At 43.9% G+C, this 23,050-nt stretch carries 23 protein-coding genes and 1 tRNA gene; 15 read left to right on the top strand and 9 right to left on the bottom strand.

The features are described from left to right. The first annotated feature begins 38 nt into the window (after window positions 1-38). The 6 genes from rpoD (at window position 39) to KG631_RS19220 (ending at window position 5,681) form a co-directional block, all read left to right on the top strand. On the top strand, window positions 39-1,880 hold the full coding sequence (gene rpoD, locus KG631_RS10220) for an RNA polymerase sigma factor RpoD (RefSeq protein WP_213999500.1): 1,842 nt from the start codon (window positions 39-41) through the stop codon (window positions 1,878-1,880). A 264-nt stretch (window positions 1,881-2,144) separates the two neighbouring features. Continuing rightward, window positions 2,145-2,221 (top strand) — tRNA-Ile (locus KG631_RS10215). Between the two features lie 702 nt (window positions 2,222-2,923). Further along, window positions 2,924-3,229: a helix-turn-helix domain-containing protein gene (locus KG631_RS10210; protein WP_213999498.1), complete on the top strand. Its 306-nt coding sequence runs from the start codon at window positions 2,924-2,926 to the stop codon at window positions 3,227-3,229. Next, complete coding sequence (locus tag KG631_RS10205) at window positions 3,222-3,995, top strand: ImmA/IrrE family metallo-endopeptidase (protein ID WP_213999495.1); 774 nt, start codon at window positions 3,222-3,224, stop codon at window positions 3,993-3,995. The genes KG631_RS10210 and KG631_RS10205 overlap by 8 nt, the downstream gene beginning before the upstream one ends. Window positions 3,996-4,353: 358 nt before the next feature. Next, complete coding sequence (locus tag KG631_RS10200; protein WP_301003720.1) at window positions 4,354-5,466, top strand: DNA cytosine methyltransferase; 1,113 nt, start codon at window positions 4,354-4,356, stop codon at window positions 5,464-5,466. Continuing rightward, entirely contained in the window at window positions 5,436-5,681 is a 246-nt protein-coding gene (locus KG631_RS19220; RefSeq protein WP_213999651.1) for a DNA cytosine methyltransferase, read from the top strand. Before KG631_RS10200 ends, KG631_RS19220 begins: the two co-directional genes overlap by 31 nt. Window positions 5,682-5,696: 15 nt before the next feature. Here KG631_RS19220 and KG631_RS10190 read toward each other — a convergent pair whose 3' ends face one another. After that, a complete protein-coding gene (locus KG631_RS10190) occupies window positions 5,697-6,242 on the bottom strand; it encodes a hypothetical protein (RefSeq protein ID WP_213999491.1) in 546 nt (181 codons plus the stop codon). A gap of 786 nt (window positions 6,243-7,028) precedes the next feature. Between KG631_RS10190 and KG631_RS10185 the strand changes: the two genes are divergently transcribed. The 4 genes from KG631_RS10185 to KG631_RS10170 all read left to right on the top strand — a co-directional run bounded on the left by KG631_RS10185 (window position 7,029) and on the right by KG631_RS10170 (window position 9,504). After that, window positions 7,029-8,045, top strand: a complete 1,017-nt coding sequence (locus KG631_RS10185) for a site-specific integrase (protein WP_213999489.1) — start codon at window positions 7,029-7,031, stop codon at window positions 8,043-8,045. Between the two features lie 132 nt (window positions 8,046-8,177). Further along, window positions 8,178-8,696 (top strand): hypothetical protein, encoded by a 519-nt coding sequence (locus tag KG631_RS10180; protein WP_213999485.1) that lies wholly within the window; start codon window positions 8,178-8,180, stop codon window positions 8,694-8,696. 62 nt (window positions 8,697-8,758) lie between these two features. Beyond that, a complete protein-coding gene (locus KG631_RS10175; protein ID WP_213999483.1) occupies window positions 8,759-9,262 on the top strand; it encodes a site-specific integrase in 504 nt (167 codons plus the stop codon). Further along, a complete protein-coding gene (locus KG631_RS10170; protein ID WP_213999481.1) occupies window positions 9,259-9,504 on the top strand; it encodes a hypothetical protein in 246 nt (81 codons plus the stop codon). The genes KG631_RS10175 and KG631_RS10170 overlap by 4 nt, the downstream gene beginning before the upstream one ends. Window position 9,505: 1 nt before the next feature. Here the strand turns inward: KG631_RS10170 and KG631_RS10165 are convergent, their stop codons facing one another. Next, a complete protein-coding gene (locus KG631_RS10165; protein WP_213999479.1) occupies window positions 9,506-9,694 on the bottom strand; it encodes a hypothetical protein in 189 nt (62 codons plus the stop codon). Between the two features lie 119 nt (window positions 9,695-9,813). On the opposite strand from KG631_RS10165, the gene KG631_RS10160 reads away from it, so the two are divergent. Continuing rightward, on the top strand, window positions 9,814-10,023 hold the full coding sequence (locus tag KG631_RS10160) for a hypothetical protein (protein ID WP_213999477.1): 210 nt from the start codon (window positions 9,814-9,816) through the stop codon (window positions 10,021-10,023). After that, a complete protein-coding gene (locus KG631_RS10155) occupies window positions 9,992-10,252 on the top strand; it encodes a hypothetical protein (RefSeq protein ID WP_213999475.1) in 261 nt (86 codons plus the stop codon). Before KG631_RS10160 ends, KG631_RS10155 begins: the two co-directional genes overlap by 32 nt. Before the next feature lie 583 nt (window positions 10,253-10,835). Here the strand turns inward: KG631_RS10155 and KG631_RS10150 are convergent. The 3 genes from KG631_RS10150 to KG631_RS10140 form a co-directional block, all read right to left on the bottom strand. Beyond that, a complete protein-coding gene (locus KG631_RS10150) occupies window positions 10,836-11,348 on the bottom strand; it encodes a hypothetical protein (protein ID WP_213999473.1) in 513 nt (170 codons plus the stop codon). A 236-nt stretch (window positions 11,349-11,584) separates the two neighbouring features. Beyond that, complete coding sequence (locus KG631_RS10145; protein WP_213999471.1) at window positions 11,585-12,241, bottom strand: hypothetical protein; 657 nt, start codon at window positions 12,239-12,241, stop codon at window positions 11,585-11,587. A 127-nt stretch (window positions 12,242-12,368) separates the two neighbouring features. Beyond that, window positions 12,369-13,307, bottom strand: coding sequence for a hypothetical protein (locus KG631_RS10140; protein WP_213999469.1), 939 nt, complete (start codon window positions 13,305-13,307; stop codon window positions 12,369-12,371). Between the two features lie 1,209 nt (window positions 13,308-14,516). Between KG631_RS10140 and KG631_RS10135 the strand changes: the two genes are divergently transcribed. Continuing rightward, window positions 14,517-16,631 (top strand): TonB-dependent receptor, encoded by a 2,115-nt coding sequence (locus tag KG631_RS10135; RefSeq protein WP_213999467.1) that lies wholly within the window; start codon window positions 14,517-14,519, stop codon window positions 16,629-16,631. A gap of 74 nt (window positions 16,632-16,705) precedes the next feature. Beyond that, window positions 16,706-18,079 (top strand): PepSY-associated TM helix domain-containing protein, encoded by a 1,374-nt coding sequence (locus KG631_RS10130; protein ID WP_213999465.1) that lies wholly within the window; start codon window positions 16,706-16,708, stop codon window positions 18,077-18,079. A 58-nt stretch (window positions 18,080-18,137) separates the two neighbouring features. On the opposite strand, the gene KG631_RS10125 is transcribed toward KG631_RS10130, so the two are convergent. Next, window positions 18,138-18,341 (bottom strand): helix-turn-helix transcriptional regulator, encoded by a 204-nt coding sequence (locus KG631_RS10125; RefSeq protein ID WP_213999463.1) that lies wholly within the window; start codon window positions 18,339-18,341, stop codon window positions 18,138-18,140. 27 nt (window positions 18,342-18,368) lie between these two features. Further along, window positions 18,369-19,736 (bottom strand): MBL fold metallo-hydrolase, encoded by a 1,368-nt coding sequence (locus tag KG631_RS10120; protein ID WP_213999461.1) that lies wholly within the window; start codon window positions 19,734-19,736, stop codon window positions 18,369-18,371. Window positions 19,737-20,028: 292 nt separating this feature from the next. Here KG631_RS10120 and KG631_RS10115 point away from each other — a divergent pair, with 292 nt between their 5' ends. Next, entirely contained in the window at window positions 20,029-20,694 is a 666-nt protein-coding gene (locus tag KG631_RS10115; RefSeq protein ID WP_213999459.1) for a peptidoglycan recognition family protein, read from the top strand. Between the two features lie 6 nt (window positions 20,695-20,700). On the opposite strand, the gene KG631_RS10110 is transcribed toward KG631_RS10115, so the two are convergent. Both KG631_RS10110 and KG631_RS10105 read right to left on the bottom strand, forming a co-directional pair. Then, entirely contained in the window at window positions 20,701-22,221 is a 1,521-nt protein-coding gene (locus KG631_RS10110) for a sensor domain-containing diguanylate cyclase (RefSeq protein WP_213999457.1), read from the bottom strand. 97 nt (window positions 22,222-22,318) lie between these two features. Further along, window positions 22,319-22,975 (bottom strand): alternative oxidase, encoded by a 657-nt coding sequence (locus KG631_RS10105; protein ID WP_213999455.1) that lies wholly within the window; start codon window positions 22,973-22,975, stop codon window positions 22,319-22,321. Window positions 22,976-23,050 lie beyond the last annotated feature (75 nt).

Raw genomic sequence — 23,050 nt, 5'->3', positions numbered from 1 at the left:
TTTTTATATTAATCAACATTGGTGGAAGATAAGTCTCTATGGAGCAAAGTCCTCAGTCGCAGTTAAAACTCCTGATCATTAAAGGTAAAGAGCAAGGGTATCTTACCTTTGCCGAAGTTAACGATCACCTTCCACAAGACATTATCGACTCTGATCAAATCGAAGATATTATTCGAATGATCAATGATATGGGCATTCAGGTGTTTGAAAACGCCCCCGATGCCGATGATTTGATAATGTCCGATGCCTCCACGGATGAAGACGCCGCAGAAGAAGCCGCTCAGGCGCTGGTCAGCGTCGACAAAGAGCTCGGCCGCACAACCGACCCGGTACGGATGTACATGCGGGAAATGGGTACCGTTGAGCTGTTAACCCGTGAGGGTGAGATTGATATCGCCAAACGGATTGAAGACGGCATTAATCAGGTACAAACCTCGGTCGCCGAGTATCCCGAAGCCATCACCTACCTGCTGGAGCAGTGGGACAAATTTGAAGCAGAGGAAATTCGTTTAAGCGACATTGTTTCTGCTTTTATCGATCCTAACGAAATTGATGAAGCGCCGGTTATCGCCAGTCATATCGGCTCTGAAGTGCCGGCAGATAAGCAAGATGATGATAACGACGATAACGATGACGACGACAGTGACGACGATGCTGAAGCCGATACCGGTCCGGATCCGGAAGAAGCCCGGATTAAATTTGGCGAACTACGCAGTCAGTACGACGTTACTCGCAACTCGATCGAGCAAAATGGTCGTGAGCACGCCACCACCAAAGCTGAAATTGAAAAATTAAGCGAAGTGTTCCGCTGCTTCCGCCTGGTACCAAAACAATTCGACCGCCTGGTTAAAAACATGCGCGAAATGATGGACCGGGTACGGATCCAGGAACGGCTGTTAATGAAGCATTGCGTTGAATACGCCAAAATGCCGAAGAAAACCTTCGTTAAAGCCTTTACCGGCCATGAAAACTCCACTGCCTGGATCGATGCCGAAATTAAAGCCGGCAAAGGCTATTCTGGGCGCTTGGAAGAAATGCGCGAAGATTTGGTTCGCAGCGTTGAAAAACTGAAAAAAGTTGAAGAAGAAACCGGCTTAAGTATCTTTAAAATTAAAGACATTAACCGCCGGATGTCGATTGGCGAAGCCAAAGCCCGCCGTGCCAAGAAAGAAATGGTTGAGGCTAACTTACGACTGGTTATCTCTATTGCCAAAAAATACACTAACCGCGGTTTGCAGTTCCTTGATTTGATTCAGGAAGGCAATATCGGCCTGATGAAAGCTGTCGATAAATTTGAATACCGTCGTGGTTATAAGTTTTCAACCTATGCCACCTGGTGGATCCGCCAGGCCATTACCCGGTCTATTGCTGATCAGGCCCGCACCATCCGGATCCCGGTGCATATGATTGAAACCATCAACAAGCTGAACCGGATTTCCCGCCAGATGTTGCAGGAAATGGGACGTGAGCCAACACCGGAAGAATTGTCAGAGCGGATGCAAATGCCGGAAGACAAAATTCGTAAGGTGTTAAAAATAGCCAAAGAGCCTATCTCGATGGAAACCCCGATTGGTGATGATGAAGATTCGCATCTGGGCGACTTTATTGAAGATGCCGGTGGTGAATCACCACTCGACTCTGCCACCATGGAAAGCCTGAAAAACGCGACCAACGAAGTACTGGCCGGCTTAACCGCCCGTGAAGCCAAAGTACTGCGGATGCGCTTTGGTATTGATATGAATACCGACCACACGCTGGAAGAAGTAGGTAAGCAATTTGACGTAACCCGTGAGCGGATCCGGCAAATTGAAGCTAAGGCATTACGTAAGCTACGCCACCCTTCACGCTCTGAAGTATTAAAAAGCTTCCTGGACGAGTAAGCTTCGGCTGCATCAGCTACCCAGATAAAGGCGCCAGACGGCGCCTTTACTATTTATATCGGCTTAAAGCCTAAAAAAGCAGCAATTAACTGCACTTAGCCTAATAAGCCGGATGACAAAGCTAACAAAAGTTTTTATACTGCCTGCCGCTTTAAAGCACAAAGTTTTATGTGGCCCCATAGCTCAGTTGGTTAGAGCGCTCGACTCATAATTAGTGAGTCCATGTGGTACCATAGAAAAAGTTGGTTCAAGTTATAAAATCGTGGCCCCATAGCTCAGTTGGTTAGAGCGCTCGACTCATAATCGATCGGTCGCTGGTTCGAGTCCAGCTGGGGCCACCACTCCACTAAATACGCGGCTTCTAGCTGTGCTAAGTACCAAAATCCATCACTCTTACTAGAAAAATCGACTGGCTATAGCTGAAAAAGCTTGGGCTAGTAAATTATCTATGGTTTCAAGCACAACCAAAGCACCACGGAATACACCGGCTACAGCATAGTGTAAAAAGTCGTAAGGGCTTTATTCCACCTAGCAAAATTGGTTTTAATACGGAAAAGCTTTCTTGAACCCATAAAAAAAAGCAGCTAAACTCCAGTTCCCCAACTGTTAGTAGTTTAACTGCTTTCAGCATAAAAGCGGTGTTGAAACTAGTTTTCAATTACCGCTTTTTATTTTCCACGTCCACTACCATTTTTAGTAGGGTCTACGAGAATATATCCTTGCCCACTCGTTGGAGTAGGTGGCATAGGCTCACCACGAACTATCGTCCGTTCTTCACCTGTTCTGCCACCCCGTGGTCCTACTATTTCATATTGGCCTGAGCGTGGAGCACCTTGGCCCGGTTTAAGTCTATCAGTCATCAGCAATACCCCTTAAGGTGATGTTTAATTAAATTGCCACAACAAGTTCGTTATAGCAATACAGATAATAATACCAAAGCAATCCACTATCAAGTGATCTGGTACAAAAAGTTTCACCATAGCGAACTTTAAGCTATACTCGCAATCCGTAAGTGATGCGTGTTAGTAACTAAGAGGTGTACAGTGTTTGGTGAAAGGCTTCAGACTCGCCGAAAAATGATGAATTTAACTTTGGAGCAACTGGCGACAAAAGCCGGTACTACCAAGAGCTACATTTGGGAACTAGAAAACAAGCCAGATATCAAACCATCTGCAGATCTAGTTAACCGCTTAGCCAAAGAGCTTGATTGCACTGTTGAGCATTTGGTTCACGGTGATGGTAATGATGAAGATCAAGTTTTTTTCCGAGAATATAAATCGCTGGGTTCAGATACAAAAAACACATTACAGAAAATTCTAAAATCTCTTAAAGATAAGCCGAATGACTGAGATTCACCCAGCAAAAAAGGCGGCAATAGATCTTTTCAAAGCTTTCTCTTTGGGCAGATCTAGCAATGAGTTGTACCCTGTAGATTGTGAATTTATCGCGAAAAACCTTGGTATAGAAGTTATTGGCGAGAGCATGGCGGATGATTTCCAAGCATGCTTATACCTATCAGGGAAAGTCAAAGCAATAATTTATAACTCCGCCGTTTCTGTTTTGGGGAGATTGAACTTCACGATAGCCCACGAATTGGGCCACTACTGTTTACATCGGAATCTGGGGGATCGTAAATGTACTTTAGATGATCTTGATAATATCGGTAGCACTCCGCCCCACAGCCAAGATATTGAGAGAGAAGCAAACCTTTTTGCGGCTAACTTGCTCATGCCAGCTTCTGATTTTAGAACACAGCTAATGGGTTCTACAGCAGATCTTGAGTTAGTAGCATCTCTATCTGACAGGTACGGAACAAGTCTTCTTGCTACGCTTTATAGGCTTAAAGAGCTATCAGCCAAGCCTGTTGCTGTAATTATGGTAGATAAATACGATGCGATTATTTCCGTTTGGAAAAATCGTGGTTTTGAAGAATTGTATATACCGAAAAGCTACCAACTTGATGAACCTCTTCCATGCAACCGCACGCATACCGTTGCAAGTCCAGAGTATTTTGGCATTCGGCCAAACAACTGCCCTTTTGTTCTTTATGAGTCATCTATGAACTACAAATTTAAAGGTATGAAAATTGTTTTGCTTACTGGTGAGCCATATTAAATTGGGAATAGCTAACTTTCTGAACTCAAAATACCCATGCAACTCCATTAACGGGAAATAACGAGCACTACAAAAGCATAATTTAAATCAGAACACTGAAATAACTAGGGCTGATGGATTATTCATGTATCCTTACTGAGAAAATATGATGGTATAAATTTCACTACGCTTACTAAACGCTGATACTTAGCAACCATGCAAAGTAGCGTACAAATTTATTAATAGTTACATCAGTACGTTGTAAACTTCAGCAGCTAAGACAGTTGTAAAACCGGTTCTTAGAAGCTAAAGTACTGTATAAAAGAACAGGCATAAGAATTTAAGACATGAACCGGAAATATTCATTAGTTGAACTGTTTTGTGGCTGTGGGGGCTTTTCCTCGGTTTCGAAATGTCAGGTAAGTTCGAAACCAAGCTTGGTGTCGATATCAAGAAAGAAGCTCTGGTTTCGTTTCAGGAAAATCACGCAATTAAACCTGATGTGATCTGTGAAGATATTCGAGAAGTATCTGATGAGATCTTACTTAGTATTCTGGCAAAACAAGGAATCGGTGTTGGAGAATTAGATTGCTTAGTTGGCGGCCCTCCATGCCAAGGCTTTTCACAGATGAGACGACTGAGTTATCGCGATAAATCCGAAGTAGCTAAATTCAAAGGCTATAGTAAACTTGCTGAAGATCCCCGAAACGATTTGATTCTACGTTTTCTTGAAATTGCTGTTCTGCTAAAACCAAAATTCATAATTATTGAAAACGTTAAACAAGTAAAAAATCATGTTCTTAACGGGAAAGAAGGCGGATTTATAAAAGCAATCGAAGAAGTACTCGGTGAATCAGGCTATGACGTTACCCACTCAATACTTAATGCTGCACAATATGGTGTCCCTCAACTGAGAGAAAGAGCCTTTGTCATGGCCTCTCGAGTCACAAAAGCTTCTTTTCCAGAACCAACTCATTCTCAAGAACCAGACTTATTTAACACGTTGCTCCCATTCGTCAGTGTTGAAGACGCTATAAGTGATTTACCTGCTCCAACTTTGGACACAGACGAATTAGGTGGGAGCTCTCTAACAACTTATAAGTCTCAGCCTAGCAATGACTATCAACGATTGATGCGAAAAGAAACCTCAACTTTCCCGTATGGACACATAACCAGAAATTATTCCGAAAAAATAATTAACATTATTAAAGAAATGCCACAAGGTAAAACTTGGAACGAAGTCAGTAATGCCAAAGTTAATGATTACGAAAATCTCATTAGTTGTATAGTAAGTCAAACTGGACAAAGCAGAGAAGAAGTTATCAATGAGTTGATAGTTTCAGAGAAGATTAATCCAGTTTTTTACAAAAAATACTACTGGAGTGCTTACACAAGATTACATCCCCAGAAGCCAGCTCTTACAGTAACAGCTAACGCAAACTTTCTCGGCTCGGGGCCGTTATACACATCCATCTCAGGAACCGTGGTATAACAGCCAGAGAAGCTGCAAGACTTCAATCATCTCCTGATTCATTCAAATTTATAACAAGCGAAACTGATCTGAATTCAACAAATCGATTGGGGGTTGCAATCGATATGATTGGGGAAGCTGTGCCCCCACTACTTGCAAGCAAAATCGCGGAAAAAATTGCTAAAGAGCTTGATGCTCTGAATGAGAGCAGTCAACCAACAAGAAAAACAGCATAGCAAAGTTAAAACTAGCTACCTGAGAGTCACTATTGCTGATAGCTTGGCTCTCAGAATGCATTTTAATAATTCTTGTTTAGACGGATTTTCTTTTGGAATCAGAATATCCACGCATGAGCTTTCACCATCACTTTTTATTCCCGATGGTATGTTAAATTTATTAAGCAACTCTACACCACCACTCTTATTAAACCCTAAAGATAAAAAATTGACCGTTGATTTTTCTTCACCATCAAACTTATTAAGGGTTAGTTTAGTTGTTAGAGCAATATTTTGGAGTAGCTTATCTTGAACTACCCAATATGTCTTACTACCCCAACTTTCAGCAAGAACCGATTTAGCGAATAATTGCGTTGCCATTCGCCCCCAGACCTGTCTTTTATTAATGCCAGGGCACTCATAATCGTCACCATTCAGCATTTTTATATAAGCAGATTTTATATCAGTTCCTTTTTCTGTATTAGAACCGCTTGTACTAGCAGTCATCACTTCGAGAATTGGAAAACTCTGCAAGATCTGGAAAATACCTGAGAAAATCAGTATCTTTAGCTTTAGGTTCAATTAGCCTTACTTTTCTTAATGTGGTTTTTAATTTCTTTTTATCCTGCTCATCAGTTATTAATAGCTCTTTATACACATCTTGTAATGAAACGCTATTCTCACGAATCTTGCAGACAATATAGTCAAAATGATAATTAATTTCCGACTCATCATTAGAATATTTAAGATAAACCTCTGGCCATACACCAAGAAGATCACCCGATTTGAACCCGCAGTTGATAAGAATATCATTCTCGTATTCGCTCAATTGGTTTTTTATATTTACCGATCCATCAAGCAGCTTTGGAAAAGAAAATAAACGCCTTGGGCATACAATCCAAGGATCATCACCATAATCTACTGAACAAACAGCTGGGATTTTGGCGTCTGTAATTACTTTGCCATCGAGTATATTTAAAAATCTTTTTCACCTAGCTTTGTTTGATGCCTATTCCCACCACCATCACAAGGGCTATCACTCAATGGACATACCCCCCTTCTTAATAATTCAACAGTGTCTATGCTCGATGGTCTCTGACAAAAAACTTGGTGAAACTTTGGCATTCATTACTTCCTAATCACGGATTCGTTATAAGGTATAAGTATGCCCTTTAGGTAAGCCCCTGTAAATCAGCAGCTTTGATAGGCTTGTACGAGAAACTCTTAGGGAAAATATTAGCGCGCATCCATGTATCGGATGGATTTTCGATAGTTTTAACGTATGCAAACCATTTCTGTTGTTGGCTGTTGGCTCTTTACCCTATTGACCGGATAGTACCCATTATCAGTTCAGTAACGGGTTTCAAGATGGCAATCTACAAACGCAAAAACTCATCTAACTACTACTGTGAAATCACTATTAACGGCAAAACCGTTATCCGTAGCACCAAAACAGCTAAAAAGTCGGATGCTTTACGCTTTGAAGCCCAGTTACGTGAGCAGCTGTATCGGCAGGTGGTATTAGGTGAGCAACAAACTATTACTTTGGAACAGGCCATTTCTGATTATGCTAAATCCAAAGCTGGTTCGGTGAATGGTCGTAACCTTAAAACACAGATCACCACGCTACATACTCAACTGAACCGAGTGTACTCACTTAAAAACGGTTTACATGGCTTAAACGGTGGTCATTTAAACCGCTTAGTTGCACTTCGTCGGCAAGATGATGTATCCGATGGCACTATCCGCTTAATGTTCACCACGTTAAAAGGGGTGATCAACTTCACTAAATCAGCAGGCTATCTGCAACCAACTAATCTGGTTATCCCACGTTTAAAAGTCAGCAACCAGAGAACCCGAACCCTGTCAGATGCTGAAGAACAACGTTTACTGGCTATCCTGCAAACACATAAAAACCCAGATGATTACGATTTGGTGGTGTTACTGCTTGATACCGCAGCACGTTTAAATGAAATCCAGCAACTTACATGGGGTTCAGTAGATTTAGCAGCTGCTGAACTGCGTGTATGGCGCACCAAAACACAAACTGAATCACTATTAAAGCTTACAGATAGGTCACTGGCTATTCTGCAACGCAGAGCAGCAAGCAATCAGGGTTCGTCACTGGTGTTTCCATCAAAATCAGGTGGCATTCGTCGCACTACACCAAAAACCATTCAAAAGGCTTACAAACAGGCTGGCTTAGATGATTTTTGCACCCACAGCATTCGCCACAGCACAGCAAGTAAGCTGGTTAAAAACGGCATGAGCTTGTTTGCTGTATCAAAAATCCTAGGCCATTCCAGTATATCCATGAGTCAACGTTACTCGCATCTGGAACAAGCAACGGTAGCTGAGCAAGCCATGCAAATTCTTAATAACTGATACCGTGGTACTTGCTGCCAAGCTTCGACCACATTTTTAGTAAAAGTGCCGCCAAGCTTGGCTATCCCCCGTTTTCCGTAAGCATAAATAGTTGGAAAGTAACCGCATTGTAACGATGTAAGGAGTCCAGCAATGAGTGTTTTCAAACGAAATGGCATAGGTAATTACTATATCCAGTTCAATCATAACGGCAAAACCTACTGCAAAAGTTCAAAAACCAGCAATAAGCGCACTGCTGAACGCATGGAACGGGATTGGCGTGATGAAATTCACCGGATTGAAGAACTTGGTGAACGGCCACGCATTACCTTAAAAGATGCTTTAAACGGCTACGTTCAAAGCAAAGCCAATACAGGAAGCAGTGTGTATGCAAAAAACAACCTACCCGCTATCGAATCCAAGATGGATACGTCAGTGTTTATCGATGAACTACGGGATTGGGATTTAAACAAATTTAAATCCAGCCGTGAAGCTGATGGTATGGCACCCCAAACCATAAAACATAACCTGCAAGCTATTCGCAGTGCTATTGCATGGGCTAAAGATCATGGCTATCAGATTAAACCGTTAACCTTTCCCAAGTTAAGCTTAATAAGCACAGGTTACGTTACCTGTCACACGATGAAGAAGCTCGTTTACTGGCCGATTTAGATCCAAAACGTAAACGGCCATATCGCCCTGATTATGAGTTTCGTCCTGCTGCTGAAAACCGGATGTATCAGGATAACTACGATTTGGTGGTGTTACTGCTGGATACGGGTGCTCGTTACAGTGAAATAGCTAATATCAAGTGGTCAGCCATCGATCTGGAAAATGGAATAATCAACCTGTGGCGTCCTAAAGTTCGCAATGAGTCCATCATTTACATGACCAGTCGGGTAAAAGAAATTCTCACCCGTCGTTATTCAGATCGGGTAAGTGATGATCACCTGTTTACCAATCTGGATGGTCAGCAACGGGGTTATCAGTCAAAAGGTATTCGTTCTGCTTTTCAACGTGCTGGTATTACTGATTTTAAAATCCATGATTTGCGTCATACCTGTGCCAGCAGATTGGTACAGGCTGGATTATCCCTCTATGAAGTTGCCAGCATTTTAGGACATACGGATGTTTCAACCACACAGATATACGCACATCTAGAACGCAAAGATGTCAGCGCAAAAGCGCGTGATGTACTGGAAAACCTGCATCGTCTCACACAAGGAGAACTACAATGAAAGTCGATGATATTTTAACCGAAGATAACGGCTGGGAAGCAGTACGAAGATGGCTGGATAAGTTATTTGGCTTAACCACAGATTTACCCTCGAAACTCAAACGGGTAAAACAGGGCTTTGATGAAAAAACCGGAGAACACGTTATTTACTTGGAGTATCGTGCTAAAGCTCCGTTTCAACAGGCATTACCGAAACCCGCAAAGGTTAAGGCAATACCTGATAATCAACGCAAGAAAAAGTAAGCTACAACAGCATCCGAACTGCGTTACCAATGGCAAACTGTACGCCAGTTGCGTAACGGGTTCGGTCTGATACTTTACAGTACCATCCCAACAACACCCCGCCAGGTGTTCTGGCTTCAATCCTGTCTGGTAGCTCCCTTATACGTCCGATAATCTGGCCATTCGGATAACGGATTATTTGCTCGTTCATAGTGATACCTCCTGATGTTGTAGTACCACCATCCCGCTAAAAAGTTTTAGGGTCAACGCGTTGCCATTAAGGGTAAACGGTTTGATGCTTACCCCATCAAAACCAATGGAACACAAACCATGATTACCGATAAACACCTTACCGCAGAGCAAGTCATCCAGCTGTCAGAAATGGTCGCTGAATTGCTTAGTGGGCAAGCTTTAACCCGTGAAACAGTCGATGAACTCACTGGGATGCTGCTTGAAGATGTATCCGGTCTGGAATGTGTTTCTGATACTGAAATTAAGGAGATTACCAATGAAATCTGGCAACAACTTACCAGTAACTAAACCTGTTAAAGCTGATGTATCTGCACCTGCTGTCAATACAGATGCAAAAGCACCAGCTACTAAAATGGAACGGGCTACGGCTCTTTACAGCAAGTTACTGGCGGATGATCCACATATCCCCCGTAAAGATATTATTGATGAATTCGTCAAGCACTGTGAATTAACCCCAGCTGGTGCAGCTACTTACTACAGCACTATTAAAAAACGGGTTTCCAGTAAAAAGTCTTAAAATCTGTTCAGGCGTCCCATCGAACTAGGCAATACGTGGAACTATTACCACGTATTGTTTTACCTGCTATACAATCCAGATCCGCTAACTATTTTCACGGTGTTGGGTAACTCGCGAAATACCGTTCACACTGCATCGATGTTCGATACCACTGCTTCCTCGGATAGGATACTTTGTAGTCACGTTGATACCACATCTAAAATCGATTTTAACAGTGGTTGCTCACTGTCGTGATGAGCTATCAGCAAAAGGCATTGCATCGGCTTACAATCGTTTATAGATGTGGTTTATTCTCTGTAGCAGCTAACAGGCTCCACAGCTCTGGTTATAGCAATATCACTGTCGAAAACCTCTGGCATAGAAATGGCCATGGTGTTTCGCTCTATCCAGTACATCAATCTTACCAAAAGATCGGTCAAGTACCTTAGCTTCACACCTTATACATAGGTGTACTGGTCCATAGTTACTTTTAAAATACTTCCATGCTGGTGAACGCCACCTTTTGCACTCATGGCACTGCTCCCTGTCCATGGTTCTCCGGTTCGCTTTGGATTCCAGTATCAGCTTGGCTGACTTTGGTTCTTTAACTTTGGTACTCATTTGAAATCTCCAAATAGATTGATGTGTCAGAAAGCAACCCAACACGGTTACTGGATCTGCTACCACCAAACTCAAATTGCTTGGTTAAGTATCGTTCCAGCTTGTTGCTTCCGTCGTTGTAGTAGTCTTGTAGTAAGTAGTGGGCTATGTAGTACTGGCTGTTGTAGCGCTTCAGATAGTCCAACTGCTTGTTTAACAGCTGCTCAAACCTGTCATGCGTGGGTAAACAGTAATCATCAGCAATCAGTGTGTGGAAGTGGTATGTTTGCATTGCAGTGGTATATTCCTGCACTGCAAAACCGTTTAAATACGATAAACCTTTTTTAAAACGTCGCTTATAGATTGCTCTGTTCAGCTGCTTGATAAGCTTGTTTAATCGGGAAACGCATACAGGCTCAGGGGTAAACCTCGTAAACGTCAAAGTAAGGTGATATCGGGTGTTATTGGTCAATAACCAGTCAATCATTGCATTACGTGTAGTAGTAGCTGCTACCATGTTCATGTTCCATCAAACAATAGAATAACCAACGCACTACCGTTAACGGTGTGCATGAGTTATCTGTATTGTGGAAGCAACAGCAAGAGGACCCATTAAATAAAAACGTAATCATTGCTGCAGCTATGGAAAGGTAGATGCTGTTAAATCTTTAACATCTACCTTATTTATCATCTGAATTTACCTGTGTGCATTAACGTATAAAACAATGCTACAGGTGAAAATTGTGATGACTTCTAGATATGCAGTTCTGCTACAACAATGTTTTGAACCATCCGATTATCATCGTGAACATCACGATAGTAATCACATATAACGACGTAGGCGCAATCATCATTCCGTTTAAAATCCAGTTCCATTTCTGCAGGGTTATAGGTATAAAAGCCCGAGCTGTAACGCCCCAAGTATTCATACAGCACATCTTGAACGTGCTTGTCATGCGGTTCATACACGCGCTTATGATCATATCGTTCTATGCGATCAGCACCAGAAGCAGCAAAGTTAAAATTGTCGCATATTTGTACAGCTGTTAAATGACACGGATTTTCTGGATCAGTGTCATGTTCGAACATAAGGTCTAGCAAAAAGCCAGAAATAATCGGTACGATGCTACCGCCTAATACATAAGCATAGAAGCCTTCAAGTTCGTCTTGGGTTAGCTTGCTAGAGCCATCAGAAGAATGTATTTCATCAGCGAGCATAGCTTCTTTAGGGCTTTCATACTCCGATGGATATATTTCGATTACACCCTGTTCGAAAGCTTCTGAATCTGACCGCAAAATAAAACAAAGCATTTCATTTTCATTAGCTTCAGCAATTAACAAACCATTGTCATGACTTGTTGATACGATGGTTTGGTTATTTTTTTTAGTGAAAGGTATAGTTGCACTCATACGAGTAAGCTCCTGTTTTATTTAAATTTAAATTAATTTTTGTCTTAATGACGAACAGGAGTTTACTGGTGAATACAGAATAAAGCGCCGAGGCAACAAGCTCTTTGACAGTCAGTCTCTTTTTATGTTAGTGGCTGAGTGAGTAATATCCTTTAACGGCCAATAGATTTAATAGACAGGTTGTTTGTTGCTGATTGTAAAAAAATTTAACTTTTTTGCTGGAACTTCTATTTGTGATATACCCAGAAAGCTCATCACACAACTCTACAATCGAGAATGAACGTGGAACTTTGTTCTCACATTCGAAATCTGCAGGGGTTGAAACTGTTATAAATTTTTTAATCCAGAGCTTCTCTAAATTCTCTACGTGCTCTTTTTTTGTGTCTTCTGAGGTATAGTGCTGGGCCATCTTTTTTGCATTTTCGACAACATCATAATAACTTTGGCCATTATTATCTTTAAGTTTAGATAGCACTTTAGGGTCATTAAGCCAGTCATTAACATTTTTCAGCAAGCGCTTGAAGTAATCATCAGAAACCCCGATTAGTGCTGCTAACTCAGCTTGAGTAAAAAACATATTCTCATCGCCATCGTCATCGTCATAATCTGGTTCAAGGTCGTTAGGTAAAAACTCCCCCCAATACTTTCCATCGTATCGAAAGCGAGTAAAAGCTGATAACACAAAGCAGCAAAAGTATCTTTCTGATTCGGTGATCCCTATAAAATTGTAATTGTAAAACTCTAAACGTACTTTAAAGAGCATATACAGCGAATTAATAACGTTATATTCGTCTGAGCCCAAATCATCTAAATTCCACTTTTCGGGACACTTTCCAAGCAGCACGTAATCTTTTATTAGGTTAATGTTTGCGTAAATTTTCGAATCTAAAAAGCTTGGAGCTTCAGTGCCAAGGTAATCACTGAGATAAGAAGTTGTAGCCTTGTAGAACATTGCTGCCCCAACGATTACTTCTTGAAATATGTACTCACTGTTGTTGTTTATTAGAGGGTTTATCGTTATTCCACGGTATTTGTACATCAATGACTCCCCATCTGCTTGATTCACTATTACTTTTCTAGCTTTTAAAAAACGGTTTAGGGAATTCCATGAAACAACCTTCAGCCGTTAATTTCGCAAATTTTAAACACTTAAAAACTGAAATCTCAAACGAAAACAACGTAATACCATGAATAATGTGATAGGAATTTAAAATCGAACGACCGTTTCAAACATTGAAAAAAAATATACTGAAATAGTGATGATACCAATAGCTAAAAAAAATCAATTAATTAGCCGATGTGGAAAATGTGGTTAGACTCAAATCTTCAAACAGCATTTTCAAGGTCATTTATTAATCATTTACCGCGATTGGCGGCTAATTCGGTTACTCATAGGGAAATGCAATATTAAACAAAATGATGCAAAAGAAACAGTGTTGTTTCACACAGGTTTAATTTATGATTCATCATGGTGGTAAGAGTTGAGAGCAACCACATTGGTAGCTAATGGGGAGATGAGCAAAGCCATGGTAATACGTTACCAGTATAACGTTACACTGGTAACGAAACTGGTAAGGTAGCTAACCTGCATGGTGGTTAAAGCGCAGAAAATGCGGTGGTATTTGCTTGCAAACGGAGTCTCATAATCGATCGGTCGCTGGTTCGAGTCCAGCTGGGGCCACCATTTCAAGCTTCGCTTTCATGTTAACCCACAGCGGACTATTCCCTCTTGCAGCTAAAGCAGCTGCGCGTTCAACTCGCACAAAGCGCTGCTTTGTTACTGCGCTCGTTTCACCCAGCTGGGGCCACCATTTTTAAAGGCTTATCGTTTTACCCTACTTCCTGAAAATAGCCCAGTGCTACCTCTGTGCTACCGACATCGTACGACCTCTGCACTTTGTTTTTCAACCATACTTCTATTTGAGTAAATTCGATGTACCCAAATAATCCGCATATTGTGTTTACGCGAAAAGTGTTTTCATCCTTAATTCCGAAATATCGCTTATTAAGAACCTGGTTAAATTATCCAGCCAACGCAATTCGGTATGGCTCTAACTTTCTGACTAAACCCTAATAAATTACCACTCTCGGTAATGAGAACGCTTGTCATTTGCTTTCGCATAAATCATAATATCGCGCCTCAAGAACAATAAACGGAAACCTGAAAATGACGTATTGCGCCGGTAATAGCATCAAAGATACTGAACAAAACAGCAAACTTTTCCGTCACTCTCGCATTGTGGTGAGCGTTGCGTCTGCATTGAGTTTGTCGGGTATGACTTGGTCTGCCACAGCTCAAGAAACAACAGATGAAAGCGAAGTTGAAGTGGTAGTGGTGGTTGGAAATAAATACAGACCTCAAGAGACCTCCTCGTTAGGGGTTGATCTTGATATGAATAAACTGCCGGCGAGTATCGCCGTATTATCTGAAGATTTTATTAATAATTCGCAGACTGACAGACTCAGAGATTTACTGACATATGTTCAAGGCGTAACACTATCTGACGATGGCGGATGGACGGCTGATGGCATCATCATCAGGGGCTTTGACACTAATGGCCAGCTTTATTTCGATGGGGTTAAACAGGCCCCCCTGTCCATCCGGCCAAATTTCGCAACCATTGAACGGGTTGAAGTACTGAAGGGTGCCGCAAGCGCCGACTTTGGGGTAACTGAACCGGGCGGCGTTATTAATATTATCCGTAAAAAGCCGTTTAATGGCAGCAAAAGGAACCTTACCTTATCAGCGGGGACCTATGGTCAGCGCGAAGCCACTGTAGATATCAACGAATCCTTTATGGATAGTGGTCAGCTGCAGACCCGTTTTATTGGCTCTTACACTGAATCAGCAGAATGGCGTAAGGGCAGAAAAGACAACGACAGTATTTATGACTATGTGTTCGCCCCTTCCGTTCGTTGGGCATATAGTGATACTGGCAGTATCACGACCATGTTTGAACGGGTGTATCAGTCTGATCCTCAAGACCGTGGAATCATTTATGTTGAAGGTGCATTTGACGGTGGCTTTGCGCCGCGCGACTGGAGCTGGCATCAGAACTCTGGCGAGCAAGTTAACGAAATAGACCGCCTGACGTTTGAAATAGCAGACCAGCTTACAGATAGCCTTTCAATACGTGGTATGTATAGCATCACAGACTATCAATATATAAACCGTGAATACCGAAACGCAAATTCGGAATATTTTGGTGGCGATGCCAGTCCTTACAACCCCGATGGTATTACCTGGAATGGCAATACTACTATGGATGCGTCTTATGCTGTCTGGGATTCTGACTCTGATATCTTCAACGCCAAACTGGAATTTCAGTATGACACCTTGTTTGCTGGTATCGACAATTCCGTTATTGCCGGAGTAAGTCACTTTAAAACTGAACAAACTGGTAAGTTTTACGATGTTGAGGTTAACGGCAATACAACTGTTGATTTGTTCAATCCAGACCCTGACTCCCTGAGTACTGATGTCACTGTGTTGCCCAACGATCCTTACATTGGTGGTGTAAATATTGACGAGACCGGCTATTACCTAAAACTTTTGTCATCATTTTCACCACGATTCAGAACACTGCTAAGCGCCCAGTACTCCGAGTTCGAAGCAGACAGTTATGGTAGCCTTACCGGTAGTGATAACGTTTCTATCCGCATTGCGGGCTCTTACGACCTGACCGAAAGCCTGACACTTTTTGCTGGCTATAGCGACGCTTATCAACCACAAGGTGGGGTAACCAGAGCGGGAGAAGAGGTGGACCCGACCCATGACAAAAGCTATGAAATAGGCATTAAAGCGTCGTTGTTTGACGATAAGTTACTGTGGACCAGCAGCGTATTTCATACCAGAAGAAATGATATCGTTGCTTCAGACCCTACTAATGACGATGACTTGAATGAGTTCTTTGTTATCAACTTTGGCGAGGTTAAAATATCTGGCTTTGAATCCGAGTTTGCCGGTCGGGTGAACGAGCAACTCAATGTTCGCCTCGGCTTCTCAATACTTGATTCAGAGATTGTTCGCACCGACACAGGCCCCTTTGCCGGAAATGAATTTGCCAACACTGCGAAGTTACAAGTCAGTGGCTTTGCCGATTACAATTTTTCCAACTTTGCACTGCCTCAGTTAACCGGCACAATCGGTTTCATCCACATTGGTGAGCGCCAGGGCAACAGCGCTAACAATATACAGTTACCGGCTTATACTACTTTTGACCTTGGCTTAAACTGGCAGGCGACCGATAAGTTAGAGCTGTTTGTTTTTGGCAGTAACATTTTTGATGATACCGTTATTTTATCAATGCAGGACTCTGGCGCCCGGGCAGATCAGGTTGATGTCGGTAACAGAAGTTTATTCCGGGTAGGACTAAACTACCGCTTCTAACTACTATCAACATCAGCACAACCAGGCTGGCCAGTAATTTTAATGCACTGGCCAGCCTTTAATCAGGAGAAATAATGAAGTCAAAAAGCTGGTTTGCCATACACAGTTTTACCGGTGTTTTCGGCGGACTAATGCTTTTCATCCTCTGCTGGAGCGGGACTTTTGCTGTTGTGTCGTATGAACTCGACTGGCTCGCCAACCGCGATTTACAAGTTACCTCGCATACCGCACCTACCGACTGGCAGCAGCTATATACCGCTGTGCAATCAGCACACCCTGACGGAGCGGTGCGTTGGTTGGATGCGCCAATGTACAACAATTTCGCAGCTACTGTGGTGGTGGACTTGCCGCATCAGAACAGTGTACGGGTATTGGTTAACTCTGCTACCGGCGAAATTACAGGGAGCTCAAGCTACTTCACCATTCAGCGATTTTTCCGCAGTTTTCATATGAGCTTTTTTGATGTAGCAGGCGTTGGATACTGGATTGTTTATATTTTCTCTTTGGTTTTTTTCACTTCAATTGTGTCAGCGCTGTTTTTTTTCAGAAAGTGGTGGCGGCAGTTTTTCAGATTTAAATGGGAGAAAGGACCAAAATTGTGGAGTGAACTGCATAGGTTTTCAGGCGTCTGGAGCCTGTGGTTCTCAATCATTATTGCCGTTACCGGCATTTGGTACCTGATAGAGGCGAGCCGGGCGGAAATTGATGGCGTGTATGCGTATGCCGGCGATGCTGAGTATTCACTTAATGCCATACCCGGCCCTCACTCTGACAAGCAATTGCCCTTTCTATCACTGAACGAACTGGTATCTAAAACTGCCAAGGTGAGGCCCGATATTGCAGTCTCGCAAATATCACTCAACGCTGAGGCAGGCATTGTCACAATAATGGGTCGTACGGGTAATCCACTGATCCGTGACAGAGCTAATCACTTGGTTTTCGACTGGCGTACAGCTGAGATTTTACACAATCAAAAAGCCAGCGAACTACCCATTTACTGGATTATCTCTCATCTTGCCGATCCGTTGCATTTTGGTGATTTTGGCAGTTTAACTGTGAAACTTGTTTGGGTATTTTTCTCACTAGTGTTGTGTTTAATCGTTCTTACCGGAACCTGGCTTTATGCCAACAAAACCCTCCGCCGCTCAACAGGTATAAAGAATAAACTCAGTGTATTTACAGGTATTGGTTTTACACTAATCATCCTGCTGGCAGCATGTATCGCGGGTTGGAACGAGATCTTACATTATGGACCGCTGGTCAATGAAGTACGCCAATTTCCAGAAGTTACAATTGCCGTTTTTGCTATTTTATCTTCATGGACAATACTGACAGTTGCTATTATCGGCTTGTGGTGTGCTCTGCTGTTAAAACCAGAGCTACTGCTCTCTTATCGAAATAAAATTGCCTTGCCGGTAAATAAGGCTGTTAACTCAAATAATCGGTAAAACACTGCCACCCCACGCTAAGCTTTCGGCCATTAACAGCAAGGCGTCGCCGATGATGTCACCGCTTGATAAACAGGTAGGCCGTTGGCACCTGCAAAACCTTCACCAGCGCTACAACGGTTTTAAATTCCGGCGCATGCACTCCCCGCTCGTACTGGTTCATTCGCGCAGACGCGACAAAACGATCCATCCCGGCAAGAATGCCGAGCTGCTGTTGCGACAAGCCACGCAGAAGGCGGGCCTGTTTCAATCGTTTTGGCAAGGGCGAACCGTCAGTGTCATTATGTACCTATTTTATTAACGGAAACCCGAGCGCTTGCCAGGCTTTCATACCACCTAATAAATTACTGACATCCTTAAAACCTGCTCTTAGCAGAATACTGACACCCAAGCCGGCCCGATGCCCTACTCCGCAGGTCACGACTACAGGCCGCGCTTTATCTAAAGGTAACTCACTGAGTCTATCCGCCAGATAGCCGACGTAACAATGTACTGCACCGGGTATATGACCACTGTCAAACTCGTCAATCTCGCGTACATCCAGCACTTGCGGCTTGTTATCCATGTTATGCAACACCCCTGGAGTAATCGCGCCGCTATGCTCCACATCGCGCCCGGCGTCCCGCCAGCTTTCAAACCCGCCGGCTAAGGCACCACGCACATTATCCAGGCCGATATTACTTAAATGGCGGACAGCGGGGTCTACGTCATCATTACGATCTGTTACCAGATAGACAGAGCTATTGGCGTTACCGACCCAGCCACCAAATACCGGCAAGCCACCGAGCCAGATACTGTAGCTGTCTGGAATGTGGCCACCGGCGAAGGCTTCCGGCAAACGGGTATCGTAAATATGTGGGTTTTCTGCACCTTGTGCAAAATCAGCTACGTTCACTAAACCAACATCACCATCTCGCAGCTTGGGTGGCAAGCCTCCCTGCAAATTAACCTTCTCCATATGACGAAAATAGGGTGGCCGGGGCAGTCGTTCCGCTCCTTTCTTTTGGGCAAACGCTTTCCGCGACAGCGTAAAAACATCATTGTAGGTTTTTTCATCACCAAGCGTTGACCACGAACGCTCAGCCATGCCACTGCCGCAGACTGATCCCGGCCCATGGGCAGGCAATACTAATGCGGTATCACCAAGATCAGCCAATTTATTATGTACTGAATCATAAATGCGGCCGGCATTTTCCGTTGATTTGTCCTCATCCGGCAAATCTGAGCGACCTGTATCGCCAAAAAACAACGTATCACCCGTAAAAATCGCCCATGCTGAGCTGGCATTGTCGTCCTCATAAACGGCATAACACATACTCTCTGGCGTATGGCCGGGGGTGTGAAATACACGAACTAATAGCTTGCCGACATGAAAGGTATCGCCATCTTCTAACCTGACATCGCCATGGCCAAAAGTCTCAAATTTACCATTATAAATTTTGGCACCGCTGCGCTTTGCTAACCATGCCGAACCCATAACAAAATCTTCCTGGCGATGGGTTTCCACTATATGGGTAATCCGGGTTGCCATCTCCCGGGCCGTGTCCAGATATTTCTGCACATGCCGGCTGGGGTCCACCAACATCGCCTGCTCACCATCGGCCAGCAGCCAGGCATAATGGGCTATGCCCGGCGTTTCAATGCGTCGAAGCTTCATTGTCGTTGTCTCCTTATAAAAGTGTTTAGCCAATTTGCTTAAAGCGAGTTGATGCATAATTAATACCCATTGGTGGTGCTACCCTTCCAGAAGTGTCACGCTCAGCGGGGAAGCCACTAACCTGTTGAAAATATTATTATTAGTTAGCCGAACTTCATCGGTTATAAGATATCGGGAGAACGTTGAAATGTAATAAGCTGTAGTTCGTTATCCAGCTAAAGGTAATATTTACATTGCTAGGAATCAGCTTTACAGTCATTACTCTGAAGGGTTCTGACGATAAGGAACAACTATGAAAAAAGTGCTGCTATGTTTGTTGGGGTTAGTGACCCCCTTGTATGCCGCCGAAACAATACCTGACGATTTGGTGATTATTCAAAAGCCCATTATTTTTGATGACAAGCGTAAAGCGTTGACCCTGCAGTATATGCAGGAGCGCTACGGTATGGTGCAGGACGAGCCCACTATTGAACCGCGGATGGTAGTGGTGCACTGGACAGTGATCCCGACATTTGAAAAAACCTTTGCCGCCTTTAACCCGCCACAGCTGCCGGCTGCACGCGATGGGATCCGCTCTGGCGGCGATTTAAATGTCTCCAGCCAGTTTGTCATTGACCGGGATGGCACTATTTACCAGTTAATGCCCGAGACCACCATGGCCCGCCATACTATTGGCCTGAATTACACCGCCATTGGTATTGAAAATATAGCCGACGGCAACAGCCTGCCAATGACGGAAGCGCAGCTTACAGCCAATACCAAACTGATTAGTTACTTAGCAAACAAGTATCCGATTGAATATGTGCTGGGCCATAGTGAATATCACCGCTTTAGGGATACCAAATGGTGGAAAGAAACCGATGCTAACTATTTTACTGAAAAGAATGACCCGGATATTGCGTTTATGAACCGGCTACGCAGCCAGCTTAGCGATTTGTCACTTAAGCCGCTGCCCTGATTATTGCTATGCTTGCCGTTTTTTACGCCGCAGCTGTTTATCCTGGTACATCGCTGCGTCAGCCTGGCTAAGCAGTTTATCGCCATCGGTAGTATCACCAGGTTGCCATTGCACAACCCCCAGGCTTGGGCCCTGATAGTCCAGCGTCGTGGTGGTCAGAACAAAGTTGCCGCTGGTAGCGGCACGAATGCGCTTTACCAGAAGCTCTGCCTGCAGATCTGCCGGGCTACCGGCTGAGAACTGACAAAGCATCACAAACTCATCACCACCATGACGGGCGGCAAAATCGCCACTGCGCATCGCTTTGCGGATGCGGGTAGCAAATTCGCGGAGAAACTCATCGCCGGTTTCATGACCATAACTGTCATTAATTGCTTTAAAGCCATCTAAATCAATAAACAAAATAAAGAAACTCAGTTGCTGGCGACCAGCCCGGGCCAGTTGCCGGGCCAGTTCATCAAATAAATACCGCCGGTTTGGCAGGGCAGTCAGCGTATCGTGCTGCGCCTGATACTCTAATTGCTGATTAAGCATGGTAAGGGCTTTATGGTCGGCCAGTCGGCTGGCCAGTAATGATAACGAGTTGCTGATAGCCGACAGTAAAGCTTTGTTTTCAGCGCGGGCAGCGGTAGAGGGCGAGACCTGAACAAAAATAAGAGCTGCCGGGGTGTATTCTGCGAATACTTTAATTAGTAGCGTACTGTGGCCGGCTTGTAAAAACTCACTGAACTGCTGTTGCTTCTGCTCAGATATCTCAATGGGAATAAGCGTGCGGCGGCGGGTTTCTGCACTCAGTTCCGACCGTAACGCTTGCACTACTTCCTGCCAGTGCTGTTGCTGCGGACTGACAGCGACCAATTCGTCATCCACCAGATCAAAGGCTATCGCCTGACTGCAAAAGCCGCTTTGTAGCATGTATTCTGCTGTTTGACTGATGGTTAAACTAAGCGATTGCCCTGCCATACACAGTTCACTGACTTTGGCGAACAAACTTACTCTGTTCAGCTGCTGCTCGGCCTCTGTTGCCCGCTCTGCGGTAAGTTTTGCCTGATTCTCCCGGTTAAGCTGATGGGCGATTAAATCGGCGCACAGTTGCAACAGCTCGGGTAAATGCGCCATGCCCGCCAGTGCTACATTGTGCGAGCTGGCACCACATAAAGTACCAAAAATACTGCCGTCCTGATTCATAACCGGCACACTGATATAGCTTTTTAAACCCAGTTCGCGGGCGGCATCAGAGTCGCCCCAGCAGCCTGCCACATCTTCTGTGACAAACTGCATGCTTTCAAGTGCTCTTTTACACAGGGTATCCTGCCAGGGCACTGTCAAATCTTCAGGCAGTTGCAAAGCGCCGGCATTGTGGGCAATTAAAATATGTTGCACACCAGCAGTTTCATCAATGGCGGTCAGGTAGGTCGACTCGAGGCCGGTTATCCGTTGCAATAAGGCTAATAACGGCCGGGTTAAGCCTTCAACAGTGTTGGCTGTGGCCACAAACTGGGCAAGCTGCTCGAGTTGTTTGTCCATCAGAAATTCACTATCTTAGGAAATTACGTATAGCTAACAGCGTCTTAGCTAAGGTTAGTTGCAAAAAACTAAAACATCAATATTAGTCTGACTCCGGTTAAGATTTACCTGCCAACTGGTTGGCAAAATCGTGGTTTACATCACGATGGCCCGCCTCATCAGCGCGCACGGCAATAATTACCTCACGTAAGCGGGCATCTGTAGCCAAATCCCAATAATCAATAGCTACTTCGGGCGCTGCTATATTGTCAATGGTGCCATTGTCTACTTCTTCCAGGTAACAGCTATAACTGTATACCGCTTCTTCTTCAAAATATCCGACCAACCGGTGAGCCGTTTTTGCCGAAACAATATACAGTAGTAAAAAGCCGCTGAAAAACATCCCCTGGGCCATCAGGATCAGAAACCGCTCAAACCAGTTTGGTTTAGCAATTTTGATAAAAGTCATCAGATGCATCCGCTCATTTTCGGCTTCATCCAGCAGGGTACGGATCCAACCGTGATCGTCCTCCATCCGGCGTAAACTGCGCATATGGCGCAGCATGCCGGCAACCATACCCGGTACCCCGGCGACCGTTTCCAGAATAACCGCCCGGTGGCCATAGCGTTTGGCAAAAAAAGTATCGGCGCAGAAACGCAGCATTTTGGTTAGTCGAAAAGCGATGCGATCAGATAGGTTGACAGGTGTATGGTGACTGGCTAATGGATCATCTGTAGTGTCTGTATCAGGTGTGTTGTCGGCTGCTGCTGACATCTATTGCTCCCCGGTTAAACTAAATTATCTCAGTATGTTGGCATTAAACTTAACCCTTGCTGAGTCTGACTATTT

Source organism: Arsukibacterium sp. (genome assembly GCF_018402695.1).
Lineage (GTDB): Bacteria > Pseudomonadota > Gammaproteobacteria > Enterobacterales > Alteromonadaceae > Alishewanella.
The sequence above is the reverse complement of the archived record's forward strand: the minus strand, read 5'-3'. Positions and strand labels throughout refer to the sequence as shown.

Bases quoted from the DNA above. Each gene is read 5' to 3' on its own strand.
- KG631_RS10150 (WP_213999473.1), bottom strand. From the start codon at position 11,348: ATGGTAGCAGCTACTACTACACGTAATGCAATGATTGACTGGTTATTG.
- KG631_RS10155 (WP_213999475.1), top strand. From the start codon at position 9,992: ATGAAATCTGGCAACAACTTACCAGTAACTAAACCTGTTAAAGCTGAT.
- KG631_RS10135 (WP_213999467.1), top strand. From the start codon at position 14,517: ATGACTTGGTCTGCCACAGCTCAAGAAACAACAGATGAAAGCGAAGTT.
- KG631_RS10130 (WP_213999465.1), top strand. From the start codon at position 16,706: ATGAAGTCAAAAAGCTGGTTTGCCATACACAGTTTTACCGGTGTTTTC.
- KG631_RS10115 (WP_213999459.1), top strand. From the start codon at position 20,029: ATGAAAAAAGTGCTGCTATGTTTGTTGGGGTTAGTGACCCCCTTGTAT.
- KG631_RS10110 (WP_213999457.1), bottom strand. From the start codon at position 22,221: ATGGACAAACAACTCGAGCAGCTTGCCCAGTTTGTGGCCACAGCCAAC.
- KG631_RS10145 (WP_213999471.1), bottom strand. From the start codon at position 12,241: ATGAGTGCAACTATACCTTTCACTAAAAAAAATAACCAAACCATCGTA.
- KG631_RS10185 (WP_213999489.1), top strand. From the start codon at position 7,029: ATGGCAATCTACAAACGCAAAAACTCATCTAACTACTACTGTGAAATC.
- KG631_RS10160 (WP_213999477.1), top strand. From the start codon at position 9,814: ATGATTACCGATAAACACCTTACCGCAGAGCAAGTCATCCAGCTGTCA.
- KG631_RS10165 (WP_213999479.1), bottom strand. From the start codon at position 9,694: ATGAACGAGCAAATAATCCGTTATCCGAATGGCCAGATTATCGGACGT.
- KG631_RS10205 (WP_213999495.1), top strand. From the start codon at position 3,222: ATGACTGAGATTCACCCAGCAAAAAAGGCGGCAATAGATCTTTTCAAA.
- KG631_RS10170 (WP_213999481.1), top strand. From the start codon at position 9,259: ATGAAAGTCGATGATATTTTAACCGAAGATAACGGCTGGGAAGCAGTA.
- KG631_RS10180 (WP_213999485.1), top strand. From the start codon at position 8,178: ATGAGTGTTTTCAAACGAAATGGCATAGGTAATTACTATATCCAGTTC.
- rpoD (WP_213999500.1), top strand. From the start codon at position 39: ATGGAGCAAAGTCCTCAGTCGCAGTTAAAACTCCTGATCATTAAAGGT.
- KG631_RS10105 (WP_213999455.1), bottom strand. From the start codon at position 22,975: ATGTCAGCAGCAGCCGACAACACACCTGATACAGACACTACAGATGAT.
- KG631_RS10120 (WP_213999461.1), bottom strand. From the start codon at position 19,736: ATGAAGCTTCGACGCATTGAAACGCCGGGCATAGCCCATTATGCCTGG.
- KG631_RS10175 (WP_213999483.1), top strand. From the start codon at position 8,759: ATGTATCAGGATAACTACGATTTGGTGGTGTTACTGCTGGATACGGGT.